Origin of the sequence: Sutcliffiella halmapala (assembly GCF_002019665.1) — a bacterium.
In the GTDB taxonomy this organism is placed as follows: domain Bacteria; phylum Bacillota; class Bacilli; order Bacillales; family Bacillaceae_I; genus Sutcliffiella_A; species Sutcliffiella_A halmapala.
The window spans coordinates 3,466,577-3,488,081 of sequence record NZ_KV917375.1 but is presented as its reverse complement, the minus strand read 5'-3'; the positions used below and the strand labels follow the sequence as shown (position 1 = coordinate 3,488,081).

The window sequence follows — 21,505 nt, the reverse complement described above, 5'->3', positions numbered from 1 at the left end:
GGAATAGTTTATGAATAAGTTTATCGGATCAGAGTGGAAAGACCATTTTTCCAATAAAAAGATTCTGATTCCAGTGTTAGCTGTACTGTTTATACCTTTATTATATAGTGGGATGTTTTTATGGGCCTTCTGGGATCCGTATGAACGATTAGATGATCTACCAGTAGCAGTGGTGAATCTAGATGAAGGAGCTGAATTTGAGAGTGAAACGCTCGCCATTGGAGAAGATCTTGTTGATAACTTGAAGAATAACCCAGCCTTTGAATGGGAATTTGTTTCAAAGGACGAGGCATATGCAGGGCTAGAAAAGCAACGCTATTATATGGTAATTGAAATACCAGAGGATTTTTCAAAACGAGCGACGACATTATTGGATGAACAACCGATTCCAATGGAGTTAAAGTACATCCCTAATGAGAGCTATAATTTTTTATCCTCACAAATAGGTTCTACTGCCGTGGAAAAAATTAAAGAGGAAGTTTCCAATGAGTTAGTCACTACTTATGCAGAAGAAATGTTTACAAATATCGAAACGATGGCAGAGGGATTCCAGCAAGCAACAGATGGTACAAAGGAACTAAATGAAGGTATCTCAAAATTGAGAGACGGCTCTAGTGACTTGAAAGCAGCATTATTACAAGCTGCTGAAAAATCGATTACTTTTAGTACTGGAATTGAATCAGCTTATGGTGGCGTTCAAGAACTATATGTTGGGAACGCAAAATTAGCAAATGGGCTAGGGCAATTGCAAGAAGGACACCAAAGCTTGGCTGATGGAACCAATCAACTTTTAGAAGGAATGAAAGGACTGCAACAAGGATCTGCAGCAAGTCAAGCGGGATTAGAAAAAGCGTATACCGCACAACAAGAACTTTTCAAGGCATCTGGCCAACTAGCAGAAGGGGCGAAGAAATTATCTGGTGGCGGATTGGTCATCCAAACGGAAGTGGAAAATGTCAAGCAAAAATCCGGACAGCTATCAAGTAATTTAAAGGAATTCCAACAATTACTTCAACCTATGTTAGCAGAAGCAGATGAAAATGAGCGAGCATTAGTAGAAGCTTATCTACAGGAAATCATTAAAGGAAGCGAACAATTCTCTCAAGGTCTTGGTGCTTTAGGGGAAGGAGTAAAAGGACTTCAAAGTGGTCTAGTTACAACTGAAACTTCTTTATCACAGCTAGCGGAAGGAGAAAAACAGTTAGCCTCAGGTTTATCAGAACTAGTTAATGGGGCTGATCAATTAGCAAAAGGTTCCAATGAATTACTGAATGGACAAACAGAAATTATAAATGGTATGTCGACGTTCGGCGGAAAATTAGCGGAAGCAACACAAGGAAGTCAGGCACTTACACAAGGGGGCCAAAAGCTTTTAGAAGGAATGGGTGAGCTAGAGAACGGTTCTAAGCAATTCCAAACAGGTACAGCAGAATTGGCAAAAGGGTCTGAAACATTAAATCAAGGAATACAACAAGTTGGAGAAGGCACACAAGAACTAGAAACCAAACTAAGTGATGCCGCAGAGAAAGCCGGTGGTGTAAAGGGGAATGAGGACACCTATGGGATGTTCGCAGACCCAGTTAAGGTGAAATCTGAAGTAGTCAATGAAGTTCCAAATTACGGGACCGGTTTTGCTCCATACTTTTTATCACTAGGATTATTTGTCGGGGCATTGTTGTTATCCATTGTCTATCCATTAAGAGAAACAGAGCAGGTTCCAACTTCTGGAACGGGCTGGTTTCTTGGGAAATTTAGTGTTCTTGCAACAGTTGGAGTAGCACAAGCACTATTAGCAGATGCGGTACTATTATTAGGACTAGGCATAGAGGTACAAAGCGTTCCTTTATTTATCCTATTTAGTATCATTACATCTTTATCGTTTATTGCCTTAATCCAGTTCTTAGTTACTTTACTCGGGGATCCTGGGCGATTTGTCGCAATCATTATCCTAATTTTGCAGCTTACAACAAGTGCAGGGACATTCCCATTAGAACTAATCCCTGGCTCTCTCCAAATCTTCCATGCACTTTTACCAATGACCTATTCGGTAGCTGGATTTAAAGCAGTTATCTCAAGTGGAGACTATGCATTTATGTGGCAAAACGCAGCCATCCTATTTGGCTATATTACAGTATTAATAGCTGGAACTTGGATGTATTTTATACGTAAATTTAGAAAAGAACATAGAGTGATAGAGGGATAATCATAAAGAGGATGTGACAAAACTAAAAAAACTCTTACAAAAGACGAACAATTTAAGTACCGGCTCTAAAAACCGCTATTGATTTCCGTGCAAGACTTCGCTTTCCGTGGTGACTCGTGAGCCTCCTCGGCTTCGCCTGCGGGGTCTCACATTGGCCACTTCTCTAAGCAGGAGTCTTCGTCTTGCACTCCAATCAACCGCTGGAGTAACGTAAAAATTAAACGTTATAGTTGAACACATAAAAAAACCTGAACTAATTTGATCTTAAAACTTAAATTAGTTCGGGTTTTTCCTTAGACTAAAACACTTTTCTCCCAGTCTCTTTATTTATTGGCTTTGTTAAAAGATATGGCTATCCCGAGCTGGTGACTGAAGCGAAAGTCGTAAACTTCCATTCAAAGAAAAATTGCACCACAGATGACGAAAAAGGGGAATGTTAAGTATCCCCATCCCCCCTGTAGATTGGAGCGGAAATCGAAAGGGAGTTCAACAGTGCTCTATCTTTTTTCAGGGTAGCTTTTTTACTAAATCCTATATTAGTAAAAGAATATTAAATCCTAAGAACTAAGTGAAGTTTAAAAGCCTTTTTCTATAAAAAAGTAAAATTAATCTTGAAAACACTTACATTTCCTTTTATACTAGTAGTTATGAAAACGATTTCAATTATTCTATGATAATATTAAATTCTAGTGTAAGGTGGGAAGACTCGTGGCAACGATTGAAGATGTAGCAAAACTAGCAGGATTATCGAGAACGACAGTTTCCCGTGTCATTAATAACCACCCGTATGTTTCGGAGAAAAAACGAGTGCTTGTAATGAATGCAATGAGTGAATTGGGATATGTTCCAAACTCATCGGCAAGAAGCTTACGTAGTCAACGAACAGAAATGATTGCGCTGTTAATTCCGCGTGTCATGAACCCGTTTTTCAGTGAATTAATTGAAAGAATGGAGATGGCAGCAGCAGAAAACGGCTATCAACTGATCATCTGTCAAACGAAATATTCCACGAAAAAGGAATTAGACTACCTAAACCTTTTAAAAACGAAACAAGTAGACGGCATTATTCTCTCTTCGATTCAAAACGACTGGAAGGTGATTGAACCATTTTTAGAATATGGACCTATCGTTTTATGCAATGAGTTTGAAGAGGAAGCACAAGTTCCATCTGTTCGATTAGACCAAACATATGGGGGATATATTTCCACTAAACATTTATTGGAGCTTGGTCATCGAAAAATTGCCTACTGTACTGGTGGAAATAAAAGTAATGTGGCAAAAAGTAGAGAAGCGGGCTTTCAAAAAGCGTTGGCAGAGTTTGATGTACCATTTCAAGACGAATTTATTTTTGAAAATGCTTTTACCATTGAAGATGGGAGAAGAATTCTTCGAGATATTTTAGCTTTAGAGGAAAAACCAACTGCAATCTTTACCGGTGGAGATGAGGTAGCCGCTGGGATAATAACTGAAGCTAAGAAACATGATTGGAAGGTACCAGAGGATCTAGCTGTTGTTGGATTTGATAATCAAGCCATTACGGAATTGGTCGAACCATCTATTACGACAGTTTACCAACCAATTGAAGAAATGGCTCGCAAAGCCTTTCAAGTCATGATGGAAAAGGTGCGCTCCAAGCGCTATCGCCATAAAGAAATTTATGAATACGATCTCGAATTAATTATTCGAGAATCAACGGTCAAACAAGGGGTTTACGTATAGAATTTTCAAAAAGAGCACTGTGGGGATGGTGCTCTTTTTATTTTATTCATTCCTATTAATGATAGCCGCGCTCACCATATGGCTGCAACTTATCAAGCCATTTATTCGATAGCTTCTCCAGTTCTTCCTTTTCATTAAAATAGGGGTCATTTTTCTTTTTTAACACTTCTAATATTTCAAACTCAAAGGCTTCTTTCCCAAAATGCTTCCACTCGTTTTGAAGTTCTTTATTAGTATTTGTTCCTGTTTCGAGGGTGAATTTTAGCCCATTTAAGGTTTTCAAGTTTCTTGTGCTACCAATAAGTAGCTTTTGATTTCTGCTGTTTTTGATTTGATAAACTCCTGCTTCTATCGGTGTTTCTTTGTATAATTGTTTCAGCTCTTTCTTTCGATCCATTTTATCCACGCTCCTTATTTTCTTAACCAGTACTGGCTTCCATCTGATTTTCTATCTAAAAAGCCATATTCAATTAAATACCTACGAATGATTGCATAATCCGCATAGACAGTTTTTAATAGTTCGTTTAATTCTCTTTCTGTATAGGTTCTCTCCGAATTTATAAGTTTTATAATTTCCCGAAGGATGATTAGTCTTTGTTTCTCTTTTAGCGGGAATTTTTTTAAGCCTTCCTGTAGTCCTCCAGGAAAGAATTTGTTTACCACCTCAGCTTGTTCTTCTTCGGTAATGTTATAGCGGTCATCCACCATCGTGGCAGTTTTATGCAGCGGAACAAAAGCTGGTGTATGTTTGTCCTGTTCTTTCAATAATTCCATCATAGCTAAAAACGTTTTTGCCTGGCGCTCTTTTTCTTTTAATGCAAAGCGGTGCTGTCTGATGGTGGAAGCACTACCGATCCCCAACACTTTTTGGATCTCTACATCATCTTTACCCTGAAAAAAAAGACGAAGGAGATTATTCTGATGATCCGTCAGACCAGTAATCTTTTTATCAAGTCCGATTAAATATTCAAACACTGATCCGTGGGTAAACTCAATATGAAGACGCATATATCTCTCTGCTTCGTAAAGGGTATTCTCATAAGGATAGATGATACCCTTTTCTATCTTTTCCTCACATAAAAGGCATGTGAAGTTGTTTTTTTCCTCTGTATATCCTTGTTTTAGTTCTTCAAGAGAAGCATTCCAAAAAAAATCTAAATTTTTCATTTTCCTATACACCCACTATTATTGTTTTGGTTACAAATAAACATTTTAAGTAAATGTTTATTTATTTAATAAACATATTAAACGAATGTTAGTTTTATGTCAATTAGCTTCATATAAATGCATTATCTGATATGCTGGATCAATATTTAGTCGGCGGATGCAGGAGGAATGTGAGTAATTTACTATCGAATAAGACCACTCCTTTATCAAATAGCGTATAATATAAATAATTATCAGTTAATTAGGAGGCTTTACATGAGCGAAATAGATAAACGAAACAGATTAGGGGAAGAGCCTTTTAGCTACCAAGCTACGAAAAAGGGGACCGTGCTTATTAGCTATAAAGGAAAGCAAATAATGGTGGTAAAGGAAAAGGATGCAGAGCGAATTTTAGGTAGATTACAAGCAGTAGAAGGTAACACAATAGAAGAGCAGCTTATTTTAGCAAAAATTACGGGAAATTTTAAACATGGTAATGAGCGAGATGGAAAGCTAAAAAAGCGATAACAATAAGAAAAGCCCCAATGATGTCAACATTCATTCGGGCTTTTTCTCTTAATTAGGTTAACTGCTGCTCGGCAAACTCACGGTATAAATCATGAGTTTGGACCATTTCCTGATGCGTACCAATACCAGTAATTTGGCCTTTTTCGATAAAGATGATTTTATCTGCATTAACAATGGTTGATAAGCGATGGGCAATAACAAATGTTGTTCGACCTTCCATTAGTCGTGTTAAGGCTTGTTGAACAATGCTTTCGGATTGACTATCAAGACTTGCCGTTGCTTCGTCCATCATGAGGATTTTAGGATCGCGTAAAAATGCACGGGCAATCGCAATCCTTTGTCTTTGACCACCTGAAAGCATGACACCACGTTCCCCAACCTCCGTGTCTAAACCTTTTGGAAATTCCTTAATAAATTGGTCCGCATAGGCCATTTTCGCTACATCCCAGAGACGTTCATCAGGGATATCCTCGATATTCTTTAAGCCATAAGAAAGATTTTCACGGATCGTACCTGCCATCATTGGACTGTCTTGAGATACATAACCAATTTGACTTCTCCATGAATCCATCGATAACTCTTTTATTGGTGTATCCCCAATAAAAATTTCTCCGCTTGTCGGCTCGTAAAATCGTTCGATTAGTCCGAACATGGTAGTCTTTCCTCCACCACTTGGGCCGGCAAAAGCAATCATTGTTCCTGACTCTGCATCAAAAGAGATATCTTTCAGTACGGGTTCTTCCTCACCACTATAAGCAAAAGATACATTTTTTACAGATACCGTTTGATTAGAGATATCCATTTCCAAGCCATCTTGTCCTTCTTCTACTTTTATTTCTAAGATTTCTATAATTCTCTCGGTAGCTCCTTTTGCTTTTTGGAGCTGCGTAAAGAACATCGTAAAGGACGTAATTGGGTAAATAATTTGGAATAAGTAAAGTAAGAATGCAACAAGGGAACCAGTTGTCATCGAACCTTCTGCGACCCGAATCCCGCCATAGCCAATAATCACAACGATGACAAACATGATAATCGTATAGATAAGCGGGCCGATAAGGGCAAAGATGCGCGCTTCTCTTAATCCGTAGCTCAGTAGTTTTTCAATACCGTTGATTCCTTTTTTATCTTCTGTTTTCTCAGCAGTAGATGCTTTCATTAAGCGAATTTCACTTAATGTTTGCTGGACCTTGCCTGTAAAGGTTGCTGTTTCATCTTGAAGGCCACGTGAAATAGCGGCCATCTTCGTCCCAAGTGGAATCATTATGAGTGTCGTAATCGGAACGGAAATTAACATTAAAAGCGTCATTTTCCAATCCATAATAAACAAGATAATGATGGCACCAATTATGGAGATAACCCCTGTAATGAATTGAGGGAAATGAGCGGAAATTAAATCTTTCACAATTCCTGTATCGTTAACGACACGGCTTACCGTTTCCCCACTTGTTTTTTTATCAAAATAGCTTACAGGTAAGCGAATGAGCTTAACCCACATGATTTCTCTTAACTTCGCAACAATTTTCTGTCCGACATACGCAAGTAAGTAAGTGGAAAATCCATCGATTACTGCTTGTATGATAAAGACAGCTCCAATAGCAATAATGAGATAAATATTTAATGAATCTGCGGAGAAGCCATCGACCATCTCTTTTGTTAATAGAGGGATAGAAAGACTGACAAGTGTTGTTAAAATACTACCTATTAAACCTATTGTGAGGGCTAATTTAGGGATTTTAGTAGAGAGTATTAGGGTGATAAAGGGTTTGAGTCCCTTTTTTTGTTTGTTTTCCAAAATTGTGTAACTCCTTTATATAAAATTAAACGAGAATGAAGTGTTCGGGAAGATAGTCCTATATGTTCCCGAATGCTTCATCCTTCTCTATCCTATCATGTAACAGTAATTAAAGTTGTAAATATGCACCTGTATGGGATGCTTTTATCGTTGAAACTTCTTCTGGTGTTCCTTGAGCGATGATTTCTCCTCCAGCATCTCCACCTTCAGGCCCAAGATCAATAATCCAGTCCGTTTGGCGGATTACTTCACTATTATGCTCGACGACAATCACGGTGTTCCCAGCATCCACTAATCTATTGAGAAGCAGAAGTAATTTCTCGACGTCCCCTGGATGTAGACCTGTGGAAGGTTCATCTAACAAATAGAGCGTATGGTTCGATTTTTCTTTATATAGCTCTTTTGCAAGCTTTAAGCGCTGACCCTCTCCGCCAGATAAAGTGGTAACAGATTGGCCCCAATTTAAATAACCTAACCCAATTTCACATAAAAGCTCCACAATAATGGCGATTTTCTTATGGTCACGGAATAGAGGAAGACTTTCTTCAATCGATAAATCGAGTAGTTCAGAAATCGATTTTCCTTTAAAAGTGATAGCTAAAATATGTTCTTTGAAGCGATTACCCTTACAAACAGGGCAGGTTACCTCGACATCAGGAAGAAAGTGCATATTGGTCGTAACAAAGCCAAGTCCTTGGCAATGCTCACATCTTCCGCCAGGAGTGTTGAAGGAAAAATCCTTCGGTGTAAGCTTTTGTTCCTTTGCTTCTGGAAGGCTAGCAAATAGATTTCTGATAAGGATAAACACTTCAGAATAAGTAGCGATATTAGATCGCTGCATGCGAGTTAACGGTGATTGATTCACGATAATTAGATTTTCAACTGCTTCAAATCCTGTAATTTTATCACAGCCTTCATAGTAACCATTTTCCATGGAGGCAAGTATATCAAACACTAAAGTGGACTTTCCTGAACCTGATACACCAGTCACGGAGATAAAGCAGCCAAGTGGAAAGGAGACGGTCACATCCTTTAAGTTATGTTTGGTCGCATGGTGTACCGTGACCTGATGACCATTTCCCATGCGACGGAGCCCAGGAGTAGGTCGTTGCTCCTTAAGGTGGGCTCCAGTTATCGAAAGCTCTTGCTCCATTAGTTCCTGTAACGTACCTTGCCCTACAACGGTTCCACCATATTTACCAGCCCCTGGTCCGATGTCAATCACATGATCGGCTTCACGCATTACCTCTAAATCATGCTCGATTACTAATACGGTATTCCCTAAATCCCGCAATTCCTTCATGACCTTTACTAAGCCTTTTGTATCTTTAGGATGAAGACCAGCTGTTGGTTCATCTAAAATATACAGGACACCAGTTAGAGCAGATCCGAGAATCGAAGCTAAGCGAAGCCTTTGAGATTCTCCACCTGATAACGTAATAGTTTGTCTCTCCAATGATAAGTATCCTAAGCCGACATTGATGATTCGTGTTACCTTCTTTTGTAAGTCGTGAAGAAAAGTATCGACAATTGTGATATCGGCAGCTTGCAAGGCGTGTTCGAGCTGTTTGAGCCAATCTTTCATTTCTTCTAGGGAAAAGCTAGTCACATCTGTAATAGAAGCGTTTGCTACCTTTACTTGCCTGCTATCTTCTTTAAGGCGTTTTCCATCACATTCTGGACATGTTTTCGAATAGAAAAGGGCTGCCTCACCAGACTGTCCGTCTTTTTCCTTATATCTGCGCCAAATTCCAGTTAATACCCCTTCAAATTTACCCCCACTTACGGTTTTTGGAGGCTTTTTATCCGGGAAGTGAGAGGAGAAGTGCTCACTTTCGACTCCGTAAAATAATAATTCTCGTATTCTGTCGTCTAGATCCTTCAATGGTTGGTTGATATCCAGGCCTAGATCATAATAGTCAGCAGCAGCTTGGACAATGTTTATTTGGTAATCACTATAAGCACCCTTCCAAATAGAAACCGCACCAAATTTTATACTTAAATCCTCATGAAATACGCTTTCGATTCGAATATCTACCTTTTTCCCTAACCCATCACAGCTAGGGCAAGCGCCTTCTTGCTTATTAAAAGAAAAATGGCTTCGCGTTAGCTTTTCTAAACGGTGCTGACAGTTTGGACATTGGATAAACTGTTTAAAGCCGGTTTCTTCTTCATAGGATTCTTTATCAATCGTTGGAAAAATAGTCTGATGACAGTTTGGGCAAGGGCGCTCGCCAAGCTTTTCAAAAATAAGGCGTAAATAAGTGTACATATCCGTGATGGTTCCAACTGTGGAGCGAGGGTTACGGTTTGTTACATGCTGGCCAATGCTTATAGACGGGGATAAGCCAATGATGGAATCGACCTTTGGTTTGCTATAGGCATCTGTGGTCATTCCCATCGACTCCATGTATTGACGTTGACATTCTCTCTGTAATGTATCCAAGGCCAAGGTAGATTTCCCAGATCCAGAAGGTCCTGTTAGTAGGACAAGCTTGTGCTTTGGGATATGTAAGGACACATTTTTCAAGTTATGTTCTCGTGCTCCAATAATTTCAATGGTATCTCTCATTTATTTTCCTCCTTTTTTATTGTACATATCTATTGTATAACATTAATGCAATTGCTAAAGTTAAACATAATACGTATTAATATTATAAGCATAAATCCGTCTAAGCACTTTAATGTTTTGGAGTAATGTTTAATGAAGGAGAGAGTCAATGATAAAACCAATCGATATTGCACGCAAATTAAACATTAGTACAAGTGCACTACGTCATTATGAATCATGGGGCATTGTTCCAAAGGTAGAGCGAAAGGAAAATGGCTACCGAATTTATACAGAAGAGCATGTTGCTTATTTTGAGTGTATTCGTGCGATGAATACTGGCTTTGGTATGACTGTGGTTAGAGACATTATGCCCTTGATTCAACAAAAAAAAGTAACAGATGCATTATGGATTGTGAATGATGTTCAAGTACGGTTACATAAGGAAAAACGAAAGGCAGAGGAAGCGTTGCAAATCTTGGAGCTGGAAGAGTTAAATAGCTTTTCTTCGTTTAATCATAAAAAATGGTATACGATAAAAGAAGCAGCAGAGAGAATAGGAGTCGCTGATTCGACCTTGAGACATTGGGAGAAGGAAGAACTGATTAAACCAGATAGGGATGCAAATAGTGGTTATCGAAAATATAGTCAAGCAGATTTGCGGAAGCTACTAATTATCCGAACCGTGCAAGCAGCCGTGTATTCCTTAGAGGTTGTCCGAGATGTCTTAAAAGAAGTCGATTTATTTAATCTAGCACATGCTATAAAAATTGTCCGAGATTCTCTAGTATATAAGGATTATTTAATTAAAGAACAGCTTCGTGGTATGTATTATTTACATAAATTGTGTGAGATAGTAGAGCAAAAGGATCGTTAGTTTAGGGTCTTTTCTTAGTAGTTGGATACCTATGGGAGCAGGGATAATTAAGGAGGAAAGTAAATGATTAATTTTAAAATTCCTACATATTTGTTCGTAATATGTTTAACTATTAGCTTAATCTTGTCTGCCTGTGAAACAGGGGAGTCAGAGCCAGTGAATAATCAACCAAGTCAGGAAGAAACAGAAGAGCCTAATAATCAGGATGAAAATGAACCTTCTAATGATGTAGCGTCTGTTAACAAGCTTCTTAAGGAGATCATCGCGTCGGCGCAAAAAGGAATGATTAAGGAAAGCTCTTTTAATGTCATGGAAAGTACAATAGAAACCGTGAAAAAGGAATGGGGCGAGCCTGATCAGGTTGATCAAGCGGGTCATGGCTATTATGCGAGCTTTCCTACTCAGCAGGTGACGATTGGGTATAACGAGGCCGGTGAGGTTTTTGATATTCGATCCTACTCTAAGGACCTTCGTGAGATTACCTATGAATTATTAGAAGAGGAACTTGGAAAGCCGACGGATGTAAGAGGAGGCAATAATGAACGGATTTATGTCTTTAATTTAGCGCAAAACATTGAGCTGAAAATGATTATTCCTTTGAAGGAGAAAGGAGTCGCCCATTTGTCTGTTTTTCATTCTAGTCGCGCGTTAGCACAGGCCGGAGAGGAGAACGAGGAATATCTTCTTGATATAAAAGGAACTTCGAATCAGTTATCTGCTAAGGCTTGGAAAAGTATGCAAAAATGGCGCAAAGAAATTGTTACCTTTTCACGAGAGCAGAAAAATGTCTATATTAATGGACCGAATCAGAAAATGGTGGCCCTCACTTTTGATGATGGACCAGATCAATCGGTTACTCCGGCAATTTTAGATGTATTAAAGCAATACCAAGTAAAGGGGAGTTTTTTCTATTTAGGTAGTGAAGTGGAGAAGTCCCCAGGCGTTGTGAAGCGGACTGATGCAGAGGGACATTTAGTTTTAAGTCATAGCTATAACCATGTGGATTTAACAACATTAAATCAAGCGGCACTGCAACTAGAAATAGAAAAAGCCGGAAATGCCATTAAGGAAGTAACCGGAAAAGAACCAGCTATCCTCCGACCTCCTTATGGAGCAACAACTAAAAAAGTTGTATCTACTGCGGAGGATGCGGGATATTCCATTGTGCTTTGGTCCATTGATACCCTTGATTGGTCGCAAATGGAGTCAGCTAATATTGTGAACAACGTTATCGCAAACGTCCGAAATGGCGATATCATTCTCATGCACTCCGATTCAGAAAAAATAGAGACAGCAAAAGCTCTACCAATCATGATCGAAGCCTTAAAAGAACAGAATTTCGAAATAGTAGATTTAGAAACTCTATTAAAAATTAAAGCTTATCAGTAATGCCTTTCATAAAGGAAAATGAGCTAGGCTAAATTAGTCTAGCGAACCGTCCTTTCCAGAGTGTTAGATAAAATTCGAGATATGTTAGGTAAACTCCGAGATGTGTTAGGTAAACTATAAAATGAGTTGAATCAACCCGAAATTTTTCCTTTTACGGCTTAAAACAGACCAGAATTGCACGCTTCGGAGTAAAAAATTTCATTTGGAAGGTATTTTGAAGGTGATATGTTCTTTTTTGAAGTGATTTGTCCTCTTTTAATGCCTTTCGGACGATGGTATCGTAATGCTACACTGAGACTTATAAATTTTTCAAGATGACTGGTGGTTTTCCTTGGAAACAGGAAATCGAGAAAGCTTTTTATCACAAAGAGGAGAGAAAAGAATGAAAATCGATCCAACATTTACTCTTAGAAGAGGCTATCCCATCACTGAAAGGAAAATCCGCTATGATTCTTCTGTGGTCGAGCACCATTGTGTGCTAGTAGAAAAACAAAGTGAGCAGATGGTGCTATTTCATCGAATCGAAACCCCTTTTACCATGACTACAAATAAGGATGAACTAACCGTAACGAAAGGCTGCTATACCATTGCTTATTATTGGAAGGATCATCCCTACAATTTATATATTTGGAGAGACTCGAATGGGAACTATTTAGGCGCCTATTTTAATATTGTAAAAAATACCTCCTTCACGGACCAATATGTAGTTTTTGAGGATTTAATTATAGATATCTTGGTTTTTCCAAATGGAGATTATGTAATTTTGGATGAGGAGGAGCTAGTTGAACCCCTTGAGCGGTTTGAAGGTGGAGAGGTTCAGGAAATATTACATAGATTAACCCCGCTATTATCTCACATCATTTCAGAAGCTAAGTGTCGATATAAGCATGAGAATATCGTTCAGTGGTTAGTATAGATTATCAATGAGCGGAGCAGGGCCTTCGAACTACCGATGTAGAAATAACAAGATAAATAGCAGGGAAAAATATTGAGATTATGGAATATATTACAACGGTTGAAAGTTAAAACTGTTGGAGGAATGATGGATGGATTTAATAAGTGTGTTTTTTTTGTGCATATTATGGGGAATACCATGCTTTTTACTTATTAAAGAGTATAAAAAGCTTAATCAAAAAGAACGCTCGCAATTTTGGAAGGAGTTTAAAACTCCCTCGTGCCTTTTAGGTATTCTGCCAAGATATCTTGGATTATTATTGTTTTTTACAAGTATAGGAGTTTCCAAGGAATTTATCAGACATATCGGTGTTTTTTTGATAATTACTTCTTGGTTTTATGGTGGCTTAGAAATGTGGGGCACTAGTGTGAAAAGGGGAGCCTTTCTAATTACACTTGCTAGTCTTTTGGCGCTTATGTATTACTTCTTCTTTATCTATAGCTAAAAAAATTCAGCAAAGGGAGTACGTGTATGAGAGATAGAGCTTCAGCAGTTATTCTACAAGATAATAAGGTCGTATTAATAAAAAGAACTATAAATAATTCTGTTTATTATGTCTTTCCTGGTGGAGGGATAGATAAAGGGGAATCGCCAGAAGAGGCAACGAAAAGAGAAGCCTTCGAGGAATTGGGCGTGATAATTAATGTTAAGAAATGTCTGGAGAAAGTAGAATATAAAGGCACGCAATACTTTTATCTGGCTGATATTTTGGAAGGTGTGATAGGTACTGGTCAAGGAGATGAGTATACGGACTTGAACAGAAATAGAGGTAAGTATGAGCCAGTTTGGTTGGAGATTAGCAAGTTATCTTTTATAGATATAAGACCTATTAAAGTTGCGGAAAGTATTCAATCTATCACAAAGTTTTGATACATATTAAAAAGCAGGATATCCGCTTTATTTAATAGCGGATATCCTGCTTCTATAAAGTATCTATTAATCTATTTCAACTGACTCGATAAACAATTCGTACAATGGTTGCCGTAGCATTCGTGCTGCTCATCCATTGTTTTTTTGCATTCTACGCATTTTTTAGGTGGTAAGGTCTTGAAAAATTCTGTACTTTTAATCAACATGTTATCACCCTCCGTTTTGTTATTTGTACTTATTGTATTATAACAGAGCTTGTACTGTCAACATCTGTTTTAAAACAACTAACAAAATAGGAAATTAGGTGTGATTATGATATTCTTATCAAGAAGAAATATGTAAAGGGTGATGTAAGGTTGAAGCTTACTGTTGTAGGGTATTGGGGCGGTTACCCCGCTGTAAATAGTGCAACATCTGGGTATTTGGTCGAGCATAATAATTTTCGTTTGTTAATTGATTGTGGAAGTGGTGTATTAGCACAGCTTCAGAATTACATAGATGTCACAGATTTAGATGCGGTTATTTTATCTCACTATCATCATGATCATGTGGCTGATATTGGTCCATTGCAGTTTGCGAGATTGATTTCCTTTTATATGGGGAAGTCTGTTACACAGCTGCCGATTTATGGGCATCAAGAAGACAGTAAGGGATTTGCAAGTCTATCTCACAAGGAATATACAAGAGGAGTGGCCTATGATCCAACTCAGGCCTTGCAGGTGGGACCATTTACGATTGAATTTTTGAAAACGAGCCATCCTGTTCCATGTTATGCCATGAAGGTTTCTGCTGAGAATAGCTCTTTTGTTTATACGGCGGATACAAGTTATCAAGAATCCTTTATTCCTTTTACAAAGGGAGCGGATTTGCTTATTTCAGAATGTAATTTATACGCTCATCAAAATGGCCAGGCAGCAGGTCATATGAATAGTCATGATGCTGCAAAAGTTGCGAAGGCCTCTGAGGTACCAAAGCTTTTACTTACACATTTACCTCACTTTGGGAATATAGGTGACCTTGTTGTCGAAGCCTCAACTATCTATCAAGGTGAAATCGCATTAGCACACAAAGGATACATATGGGAGAGTGGAAATAAATGATGCTTTTTATTGATAATAAAGGGATTACAGATCCAAGAATTAACCTTGCGATTGAAGAATATGCGTTGAAAAATTTAGACATTGAAGATACGTATTTGCTGTTTTATATTAATGAGCCTTCCATTATTATTGGAAAGAATCAAAACAGTGTGGAAGAAATTAATACGAAATACGTGGAGGATAACGGAATTCATGTCGTGCGCCGCCTTTCTGGTGGAGGAGCTGTGTACCATGATCATGGTAACCTGAATTTTAGCTTTATCACAAAAGATGATGGCGAAAGCTTTCATAACTTTAAAAAATTCACCGCACCTGTTATTGAGGCACTGAATGGTTTAGGGATTCAAGCGGAAATGAGTGGTCGTAATGACATTCTTGCGGAAGGCAGAAAAATTTCTGGAAATGCGCAGTTCTCGACAAAAGGGCGTATGTTCAGTCATGGAACCTTACTTTTCAATTCCGAAATTGAGCATGTGGTGTCTGCCTTAAATGTGAAAAAGGATAAAATTGAGTCGAAGGGAATCAAATCGATTCGAAGTCGTGTAGCAAATATTAAAGAGTTTTTAACAGAGGATATAACCATCGAGCAATTCCGTCAGCTTCTATTAGAAGCGATTTTCAAAACTAAGGATATTCCAACGTATGAATTAACGGAAGAGGATTGGAAGAATATCTACGAGCTTTCGAAAGAACGTTATCAAAATTGGGATTGGAACTACGGGAAATCACCAAAGTTTAACTTGCAGCACTCCCACCGTTTCCCTGTTGGTCAAATTGATATTCGTCTTGATGTAACAAAAGGCGCCATTGAAAACTGCAAAATTTATGGCGATTTCTTTGGCGTTGGAGATATTGGAGAAATCGAACAATTACTTACTGGTGTCAAATACGAAAAAGCTGAAATCGACCAAGCTATTGAGGGAATCGATGTAAAACATTATTTTGGTAATATTACTAGGGAAGAATTGTTAGATCTAATATATTAATTAAAGGAGCGTGGAGGATAAAACTTCACGTTCTTTTTATATATTTGGGAGAAATTGTTTTGTTAGTATACTTTATCAGAAAATTTGAATTTTATTGACATAATTAATGACAGAGCGAGAGCAATCTACTATAATGATTATTGGGAGATGAATGAATGGTCATTCAATTTTATAGATAGGGGAGATGTGCTTTTGAATATTTCATCACAGCTGGCTCAAACAGCCAAAACAAATCCAATGAAAGCGGCATATGTTTTTGAAGGGGAATCGAAAACGTATGCAGAACTAAATGCAGCAATCAATGCGTTTGCTTCGGGTCTTGAAGCAATGGGGATTAAACATGGAGATCATATCGCACTAGTTGTTGGAAATTCTCCTTATTATGTTATTGGTCTATATGGTGCAGCCCGTTTAGGTGCGACTGTTATTCCAATTAACCCGATTTATACACCTGATGAACTACACTACATTTTGAAAGACGGCGATGTAAAAGCTGTTATCACCTTAGACCTTCTCGTTCCACTTTTTGAAAAGCTTCACGTGCATCTACCTTTGACGGAACATTTTATTATTTGTGAAACTCCAACTGGTAAAGAAAAAGTAGCGGATTTTCCTATTGAAAAGCTTTCTATATACCCGAAAATGAAATCGTTTACAAATATAATTTCTGCGGGTAGCCATACATACACTGGCCCAGAATTACAAGACGATGATGTGGCAGTTATTCTTTACACATCAGGAACAACTGGGAAACCAAAGGGTGCGATGTTAACTCATAAGAATCTGTATTGTAATGCGAAAGATTCTGCTGATTTCTTAAAAATGAATGATGGTGACAAAGTGATTGCGACGTTACCAATGTTTCATGTGTTCTGTTTAACGGTTGCCCTTAATGCGCCATTAATGAATGGAGCGACAGTGATTATTGTGCCAAGATTTAGCCCACAGGCTATTTTTGAGATCGTGAAAAAATACGAGGCAACGGTGTTTGCTGGAGTACCAACGATGTACAATTTCTTACTGCAATCTCAAGGAGAGGTTGCTGATTTAAAATCGCTACGCCTATGTATTTCTGGTGGGGCCTCGATGCCTGTTGCGCTGCTACAAAATTTCGAAAAGAAATATAAGGTTATTATTTCAGAAGGATATGGCTTATCCGAAGCATCTCCTGTTACTTGCTTTAACCCATTAGACAAGCCAAGAAAACCAGGATCGATTGGGACAACGATTGCGAATGTGGAAAATAAAGTGGTGAACGAGTTTGGCGAAGAGGTCACCCCAGGTGATGTAGGAGAACTTGTTGTTCGTGGACCAAATGTAATGAAAGGTTATTACAAAATGCCTGAGGAGACAGCTCATGCCATTCGTGACAATTGGTTATACACAGGTGACCTAGCAAGAATGGATGATGAGGGCTACTTTTACATTGTCGATCGTAAAAAGGATATGATTATTGTTGGTGGGTATAATGTGTATCCGCGTGAGGTGGAAGAGGTTTTGTATGGGCATGAGAGTGTCGTGGAGGTAGCCGTTGTTGGGGTGCCTGACCCCCAGCTCGGTGAAGCAGTAAAGTGTTTTGTTGTTTTTAAAGAAGAAATGACAGAGGTTGAGTTGATTGCTTATTGTGCGGAGCGTTTGGCAAAATATAAAGTCCCGTCCTCCATTGAATTTTTAGAAGAGTTACCAAAGAATACGACAGGGAAAATATTACGCAGAGCTTTGAAAGAAAAGCTAGGAGTTTAAAGGATTTTCGCACCTCTTAGAGAATCTATAAAAATAGCGAATTTTGTAACCGCTAACAATCTCAGGGAGGATGACACAGATGACTTTCATTCAAGTAGAAATAAAAGACTATATTGCGACGGTGACGCTGAATCGACCTGATGCGATGAATGCGTTTAATTATGATATGTTGGTAGAGCTAGGGAATGTAGCAGAGGAGCTTCGGACGAATGCAGAAGTACGAGTGGTTATTGTAACGGCTGCTGGGGAGAAAGCATTTAGTGTTGGAGCGGATCTGAAGGAAAGAAGAAATTTAACTGAGCAACAGGTTCGTCGAAATGTGTATAAAATTGGCGATGTATTTAATCGCATTGCCGATTTGCCACAGCCGACGATTGCTGCCATCAATGGGTACGCATTTGGTGGGGGCATGGAGCTTTTACTAGCATGTGACTTCCGTGTTACATCGCGTGATGCGAAGATGGGGTTAACCGAAACGAGCTTAGCCATCATTCCAGGTGCAGGTGGAACACAGCGTCTGCCGCGTATTATTGGGGAAGCTAAAGCAATGGAATTAATCTTGACTGCCCGTCGCTTTACAGGAGAAGAAGCTAATCAGTTCGGGTTGGTTACGAGATTAGTAGATGATAGCTCACAAGTACTGGCTGGAGCTGTGGAGCTTGCTCAAGAGATGCTGAAAAACGGTCCAGTTGCTGTTCAACAAGCTAAATTTGCCATTAGACAAGGAATGGGCGTCGATATGCAAACAGGCTTACAGATTGAGCGTAAGGCTTATGAGGTGATTATCCCAACCGAGGATCGCGTCGAGGCTCTAGTCGCGTTTCAAGAGAAAAGGGCGCCGGAATTTAAGGGGAAATAGCTGGATACTTGGAATCGGAAGTGCTGCTCTTTATTAAGGGTGGCACTTTTTCTTTTGCTGCTTTCTACATACTCTATTTTGGGAAATGTTAGATAGACCCGGAATGTCCTGTCAATATGGGGAATTTTGGGGAGCTTTTGTAGCTTCTATGTAGTAGGAGAATGAATTTTACTAGAAATCGATGAAATAAGTAATCATTCTCTTCTAAAAAAGCACAAAATTTAATAAAGCCCAACTTTTTTACTAAATAACGAAATTCGAAATACTCTTTACAAATCTTGCTAAAAATTAGTATATTAGTAGATAACAAAAATACTGATGTAGGAGAAATGTAGAATGGCAACAACAATTGCAACGAGAAATAGCACAGCATTTCGAAATGGGCTACAAGCAGGGGCGAGCATTGCGATTGGATACATACCTATCGCCATTACATTCGGACTTTTGGCGAAATCGGCTGGTCTTACAATTTCTGAGACAGTATTAATGAGTCTCCTTGTTTTTGCTGGTGCTGCTCAATATATGTCTTTAAATATGATTGTATTAGGATCAGGTGTATTTGAGATTGTGATGACTACCTTTATCTTGAATATCCGACACTTTCTAATGAGTGCTTCTCTAAATGAAAAGGTAGAGGAGGAAACGCTCTGGAAAAAAGCGTTGTATTCCTTTGGGATTACGGATGAAACTTTTTCTGTGGCGGCTACGAAAGAAGGGACAATTCAAACTGGATATATGTTTGGTGTCATTTTTATCGCGTATTCAAGCTGGGTGGTAAGCTCAGGGATTGGTTATGTAATAGGGAGTAGTTTGCCTGCCTCGTTACAGGAAAGTATGGCTGTTGCATTATATGCGATGTTTATTGGTTTACTTGTACCGTCATTAAAAAGGCATCGCAAGGTCGTTGTTCTAGCAGGAACTGCCGCGATTCTAAATACTATTTTTTCACTAGTATTAAGTATTGCTCCAGGGTGGTCCATTGTTCTAGCAACAATCATTAGTGCAGTCGGCATTGAATTCATCTTTAGAAAAACATCAACTAAGGGGGGAAGAGGTCCATGAATAATATGATTATCATTATGATTGTCGGAATGGCTGTCGTCACTTATTTGCCAAGACTAATTCCATTTGTTATGTTTCAAGGCAAGGAACTTCCTCCTTTTATCCAATCTGTGTTGAAAAATGTCCCATATGCCGTGCTTGGAGCTTTGATTGTTCCTGGAATCTTTTTAATCAATGAGGATATTATGTATGGAGTTATTGGAGTAGTCGTAGCATTAGTAGTCGCCTATTTAGGTGCGAACGTTATTTTAGTCGTTATCAGTGCGATTGCGGCTTTAAGTGTTTATTCGTGGATAGTCGGATGAAAATAAAGAGACACCGAGATAGGGCGAAATGCTTATCACGGTGTCTTTTGTATGTTCTATATTGTAATTAACTTTGAAAACTTATAAATCTTTACTATCTGCCATATGCTATATATAAGTGTGATTTATAGAAAAAGGGGATTACATAGATGAAAAAAATAGTAGGCTTTACGATTTTAGGTTATCTAGTATATGTGTTGGCAATGGTTTATTATATTTGGTTAGGTGCAGACACCTCATTACCGGCTCATCTTGTTGGAACAAAGGCTGATCCTCAAACGTTTTTATCGTCGGAGGAGCTTTTTCAATCGGAGCAATACTCGAAGATACGTAACATGATGTATTTCATCTCTCTCCCTATTGATTGGGTCTTTTATTTTCTCCTTCTTATATTAGGTGGTGCCCGAGCTATACAGGGCTGGTCGGAAAAAGTAGTAAAGTATAAGTGGCTACAGGCTGGGATTTATGTGTTTTGGCTGACATTTTTTGCGACGCTTGTTAGTTTTCCTCTTAGCTATTTACGCTTCTTTCTTTCTAAAAGCTATAACATAACGGTTCAAACCTTTTCACATTGGATGCGTGATCAGGTCGTTAGCTTTTGGGAAGGCATTCTCCTCATGTGGATTGTTGTAGCGGTTATTTATTTTCTTATTCGTCGCTTTGAGAAAAGATGGTGGGTTATTGCCTGGGCATTATTTATTCCATTTGTGTTTTTTATGATGTACATTCAGCCGGTGGTCATTGATCCTTTGTATAACGACTTTACCGAGCTACAGAATAAAGAATTAGAAGCGAAAATTCTTGCTCTTGCTGCTGAATCAGATATACCAGCAGATCGTGTGTACGAAGTGAATATGGCGCAAAAAACAAATAGCATTAATGCTTATGTGACGGGAGTAGGAGGGAATTCTCGCATTGTTTTATGGGATACATTGCTAACTCGATTGAATGAGGATGAAATTCTTTTCATCATGGCGCATGAAATGGGACATTACGTCTTGAATCATATTGTAATTGGAATAACTGGATACATTGTGTTTTCTTTTTTCGCTTTTTATTTTGTTCATTGGAGTGCAAGGCGAATTATTAATAAATGGGGTCAATTTTTGAGGATCACTAGTTTAAATCAGCTAGCATCTCTCCCGTTACTCTTGCTGTTATTGTCACTTGTTTTGTTTCTAGCCAGTCCGATAACGAATGCAGTATCGAGACATCAAGAACAGACAGCAGATCAATATGCAATTGAATTAACCGAAAAGGTGGAACCAGCAATCGGAGCATTTCAAGAAATCACAAGGTCGAGCTTAAGTGAAGTGAATCCTCCAGCTTTAGTAAAGTGGTTGCGTTATACACACCCGCCGATTGTGGACCGTATTGCCAATTTAGAAAAGATTTTAGAAGAAGAGGAGTAGGACGATTGTTA

At 38.6% G+C, this 21,505-nt stretch carries 20 protein-coding genes; 15 read left to right on the top strand and 5 right to left on the bottom strand.

Annotated features, from left to right (window positions below):
- Positions 1-10 precede the first annotated feature (10 nt).
- Both BK580_RS17205 and BK580_RS17200 read left to right on the top strand, forming a co-directional pair.
- A complete protein-coding gene (locus BK580_RS17205) occupies positions 11-2,203 on the top strand; it encodes a YhgE/Pip domain-containing protein (protein ID WP_078381533.1) in 2,193 nt (730 codons plus the stop codon).
- Between the two features lie 708 nt (positions 2,204-2,911).
- Positions 2,912-3,922 carry a LacI family DNA-binding transcriptional regulator gene (locus BK580_RS17200; RefSeq protein ID WP_078381532.1) on the top strand — a complete coding sequence of 337 codons (1,011 nt, stop codon included), beginning with the start codon at positions 2,912-2,914 and terminating at the stop codon, positions 3,920-3,922.
- A 55-nt stretch (positions 3,923-3,977) separates the two neighbouring features.
- On the opposite strand, the gene BK580_RS17195 is transcribed toward BK580_RS17200, so the two are convergent.
- On the bottom strand, positions 3,978-4,319 hold the full coding sequence (locus BK580_RS17195; RefSeq protein WP_078381531.1) for a GIY-YIG nuclease family protein: 342 nt from the start codon (positions 4,317-4,319) through the stop codon (positions 3,978-3,980).
- Between the two features lie 14 nt (positions 4,320-4,333).
- On the bottom strand, positions 4,334-5,089 hold the full coding sequence (locus tag BK580_RS17190; protein ID WP_078381530.1) for a DUF2087 domain-containing protein: 756 nt from the start codon (positions 5,087-5,089) through the stop codon (positions 4,334-4,336).
- Positions 5,090-5,344: 255 nt separating this feature from the next.
- Between BK580_RS17190 and BK580_RS17185 the strand changes: the two genes are divergently transcribed.
- Positions 5,345-5,596: a hypothetical protein gene (locus tag BK580_RS17185; protein ID WP_078381529.1), complete on the top strand. Its 252-nt coding sequence runs from the start codon at positions 5,345-5,347 to the stop codon at positions 5,594-5,596.
- Positions 5,597-5,648: 52 nt separating this feature from the next.
- On the opposite strand, the gene BK580_RS17180 is transcribed toward BK580_RS17185, so the two are convergent.
- Together BK580_RS17180 and uvrA are read right to left on the bottom strand one after the other, a co-directional pair.
- Positions 5,649-7,388, bottom strand: a complete 1,740-nt coding sequence (locus BK580_RS17180; protein ID WP_078381528.1) for an ABC transporter ATP-binding protein — start codon at positions 7,386-7,388, stop codon at positions 5,649-5,651.
- Between the two features lie 109 nt (positions 7,389-7,497).
- Positions 7,498-9,960, bottom strand: a complete 2,463-nt coding sequence (uvrA, locus tag BK580_RS17175; protein WP_078381527.1) for an excinuclease ABC subunit UvrA — start codon at positions 9,958-9,960, stop codon at positions 7,498-7,500.
- A 148-nt stretch (positions 9,961-10,108) separates the two neighbouring features.
- On the opposite strand from uvrA, the gene BK580_RS17170 reads away from it, so the two are divergent.
- The 5 genes from BK580_RS17170 (at position 10,109) to BK580_RS17150 (ending at position 14,027) form a co-directional block, all read left to right on the top strand.
- Positions 10,109-10,813: a MerR family transcriptional regulator gene (locus BK580_RS17170; RefSeq protein ID WP_078381526.1), complete on the top strand. Its 705-nt coding sequence runs from the start codon at positions 10,109-10,111 to the stop codon at positions 10,811-10,813.
- A gap of 63 nt (positions 10,814-10,876) precedes the next feature.
- Positions 10,877-12,202, top strand: a complete 1,326-nt coding sequence (locus BK580_RS17165; RefSeq protein ID WP_078381525.1) for a polysaccharide deacetylase family protein — start codon at positions 10,877-10,879, stop codon at positions 12,200-12,202.
- Positions 12,203-12,584: 382 nt separating this feature from the next.
- Positions 12,585-13,118: a ribonuclease FAU-1 family protein gene (locus BK580_RS17160; RefSeq protein WP_078382812.1), complete on the top strand. Its 534-nt coding sequence runs from the start codon at positions 12,585-12,587 to the stop codon at positions 13,116-13,118.
- 130 nt (positions 13,119-13,248) lie between these two features.
- A complete protein-coding gene (locus BK580_RS17155) occupies positions 13,249-13,602 on the top strand; it encodes a hypothetical protein (protein WP_078381524.1) in 354 nt (117 codons plus the stop codon).
- A gap of 26 nt (positions 13,603-13,628) precedes the next feature.
- Complete coding sequence (locus tag BK580_RS17150) at positions 13,629-14,027, top strand: NUDIX hydrolase (protein WP_078381523.1); 399 nt, start codon at positions 13,629-13,631, stop codon at positions 14,025-14,027.
- A 71-nt stretch (positions 14,028-14,098) separates the two neighbouring features.
- On the opposite strand, the gene yhfH is transcribed toward BK580_RS17150, so the two are convergent.
- Positions 14,099-14,233 (bottom strand): protein YhfH, encoded by a 135-nt coding sequence (yhfH, locus tag BK580_RS17145; protein ID WP_078381522.1) that lies wholly within the window; start codon positions 14,231-14,233, stop codon positions 14,099-14,101.
- 150 nt (positions 14,234-14,383) lie between these two features.
- Between yhfH and BK580_RS17140 the strand changes: the two genes are divergently transcribed.
- The 7 genes from BK580_RS17140 (at position 14,384) to BK580_RS17110 (ending at position 21,494) form a co-directional block, all read left to right on the top strand.
- Positions 14,384-15,127 carry an MBL fold metallo-hydrolase gene (locus BK580_RS17140; RefSeq protein WP_078381521.1) on the top strand — a complete coding sequence of 248 codons (744 nt, stop codon included), beginning with the start codon at positions 14,384-14,386 and terminating at the stop codon, positions 15,125-15,127.
- On the top strand, positions 15,127-16,113 hold the full coding sequence (locus BK580_RS17135) for a lipoate--protein ligase (RefSeq protein ID WP_078382811.1): 987 nt from the start codon (positions 15,127-15,129) through the stop codon (positions 16,111-16,113). The genes BK580_RS17140 and BK580_RS17135 overlap by 1 nt, the downstream gene beginning before the upstream one ends.
- Positions 16,114-16,260: 147 nt before the next feature.
- Entirely contained in the window at positions 16,261-17,856 is a 1,596-nt protein-coding gene (locus BK580_RS17130; protein WP_211279044.1) for a fatty acid--CoA ligase family protein, read from the top strand.
- A 79-nt stretch (positions 17,857-17,935) separates the two neighbouring features.
- On the top strand, positions 17,936-18,715 hold the full coding sequence (locus BK580_RS17125) for an enoyl-CoA hydratase-related protein (protein ID WP_078381519.1): 780 nt from the start codon (positions 17,936-17,938) through the stop codon (positions 18,713-18,715).
- A 336-nt stretch (positions 18,716-19,051) separates the two neighbouring features.
- Positions 19,052-19,777 (top strand): AzlC family ABC transporter permease, encoded by a 726-nt coding sequence (locus BK580_RS17120; protein ID WP_078381518.1) that lies wholly within the window; start codon positions 19,052-19,054, stop codon positions 19,775-19,777.
- Positions 19,774-20,082 carry an AzlD domain-containing protein gene (locus BK580_RS17115; RefSeq protein WP_078381517.1) on the top strand — a complete coding sequence of 103 codons (309 nt, stop codon included), beginning with the start codon at positions 19,774-19,776 and terminating at the stop codon, positions 20,080-20,082. The genes BK580_RS17120 and BK580_RS17115 overlap by 4 nt, the downstream gene beginning before the upstream one ends.
- Before the next feature lie 149 nt (positions 20,083-20,231).
- Positions 20,232-21,494, top strand: a complete 1,263-nt coding sequence (locus BK580_RS17110; protein WP_078381516.1) for a M48 family metallopeptidase — start codon at positions 20,232-20,234, stop codon at positions 21,492-21,494.
- Positions 21,495-21,505 lie beyond the last annotated feature (11 nt).

Excerpts from the sequence above, each read along its gene's own strand:
- BK580_RS17205 (WP_078381533.1), top strand. The coding sequence starts at position 11 with ATGAATAAGTTTATCGGATCAGAGTGGAAAGACCATTTTTCCAATAAA.
- BK580_RS17195 (WP_078381531.1), bottom strand. The coding sequence starts at position 4,319 with ATGGATCGAAAGAAAGAGCTGAAACAATTATACAAAGAAACACCGATA.
- BK580_RS17190 (WP_078381530.1), bottom strand. The coding sequence starts at position 5,089 with ATGAAAAATTTAGATTTTTTTTGGAATGCTTCTCTTGAAGAACTAAAA.
- BK580_RS17185 (WP_078381529.1), top strand. The coding sequence starts at position 5,345 with ATGAGCGAAATAGATAAACGAAACAGATTAGGGGAAGAGCCTTTTAGC.
- uvrA (WP_078381527.1), bottom strand. The coding sequence starts at position 9,960 with ATGAGAGATACCATTGAAATTATTGGAGCACGAGAACATAACTTGAAA.
- BK580_RS17170 (WP_078381526.1), top strand. The coding sequence starts at position 10,109 with ATGATAAAACCAATCGATATTGCACGCAAATTAAACATTAGTACAAGT.
- BK580_RS17165 (WP_078381525.1), top strand. The coding sequence starts at position 10,877 with ATGATTAATTTTAAAATTCCTACATATTTGTTCGTAATATGTTTAACT.
- BK580_RS17160 (WP_078382812.1), top strand. The coding sequence starts at position 12,585 with ATGAAAATCGATCCAACATTTACTCTTAGAAGAGGCTATCCCATCACT.
- BK580_RS17155 (WP_078381524.1), top strand. The coding sequence starts at position 13,249 with ATGGATTTAATAAGTGTGTTTTTTTTGTGCATATTATGGGGAATACCA.
- BK580_RS17150 (WP_078381523.1), top strand. The coding sequence starts at position 13,629 with ATGAGAGATAGAGCTTCAGCAGTTATTCTACAAGATAATAAGGTCGTA.
- yhfH (WP_078381522.1), bottom strand. The coding sequence starts at position 14,233 with ATGTTGATTAAAAGTACAGAATTTTTCAAGACCTTACCACCTAAAAAA.
- BK580_RS17135 (WP_078382811.1), top strand. The coding sequence starts at position 15,127 with ATGCTTTTTATTGATAATAAAGGGATTACAGATCCAAGAATTAACCTT.
- BK580_RS17130 (WP_211279044.1), top strand. The coding sequence starts at position 16,261 with ATGAATGAATGGTCATTCAATTTTATAGATAGGGGAGATGTGCTTTTG.
- BK580_RS17125 (WP_078381519.1), top strand. The coding sequence starts at position 17,936 with ATGACTTTCATTCAAGTAGAAATAAAAGACTATATTGCGACGGTGACG.
- BK580_RS17120 (WP_078381518.1), top strand. The coding sequence starts at position 19,052 with ATGGCAACAACAATTGCAACGAGAAATAGCACAGCATTTCGAAATGGG.
- BK580_RS17115 (WP_078381517.1), top strand. The coding sequence starts at position 19,774 with ATGAATAATATGATTATCATTATGATTGTCGGAATGGCTGTCGTCACT.
- BK580_RS17110 (WP_078381516.1), top strand. The coding sequence starts at position 20,232 with ATGAAAAAAATAGTAGGCTTTACGATTTTAGGTTATCTAGTATATGTG.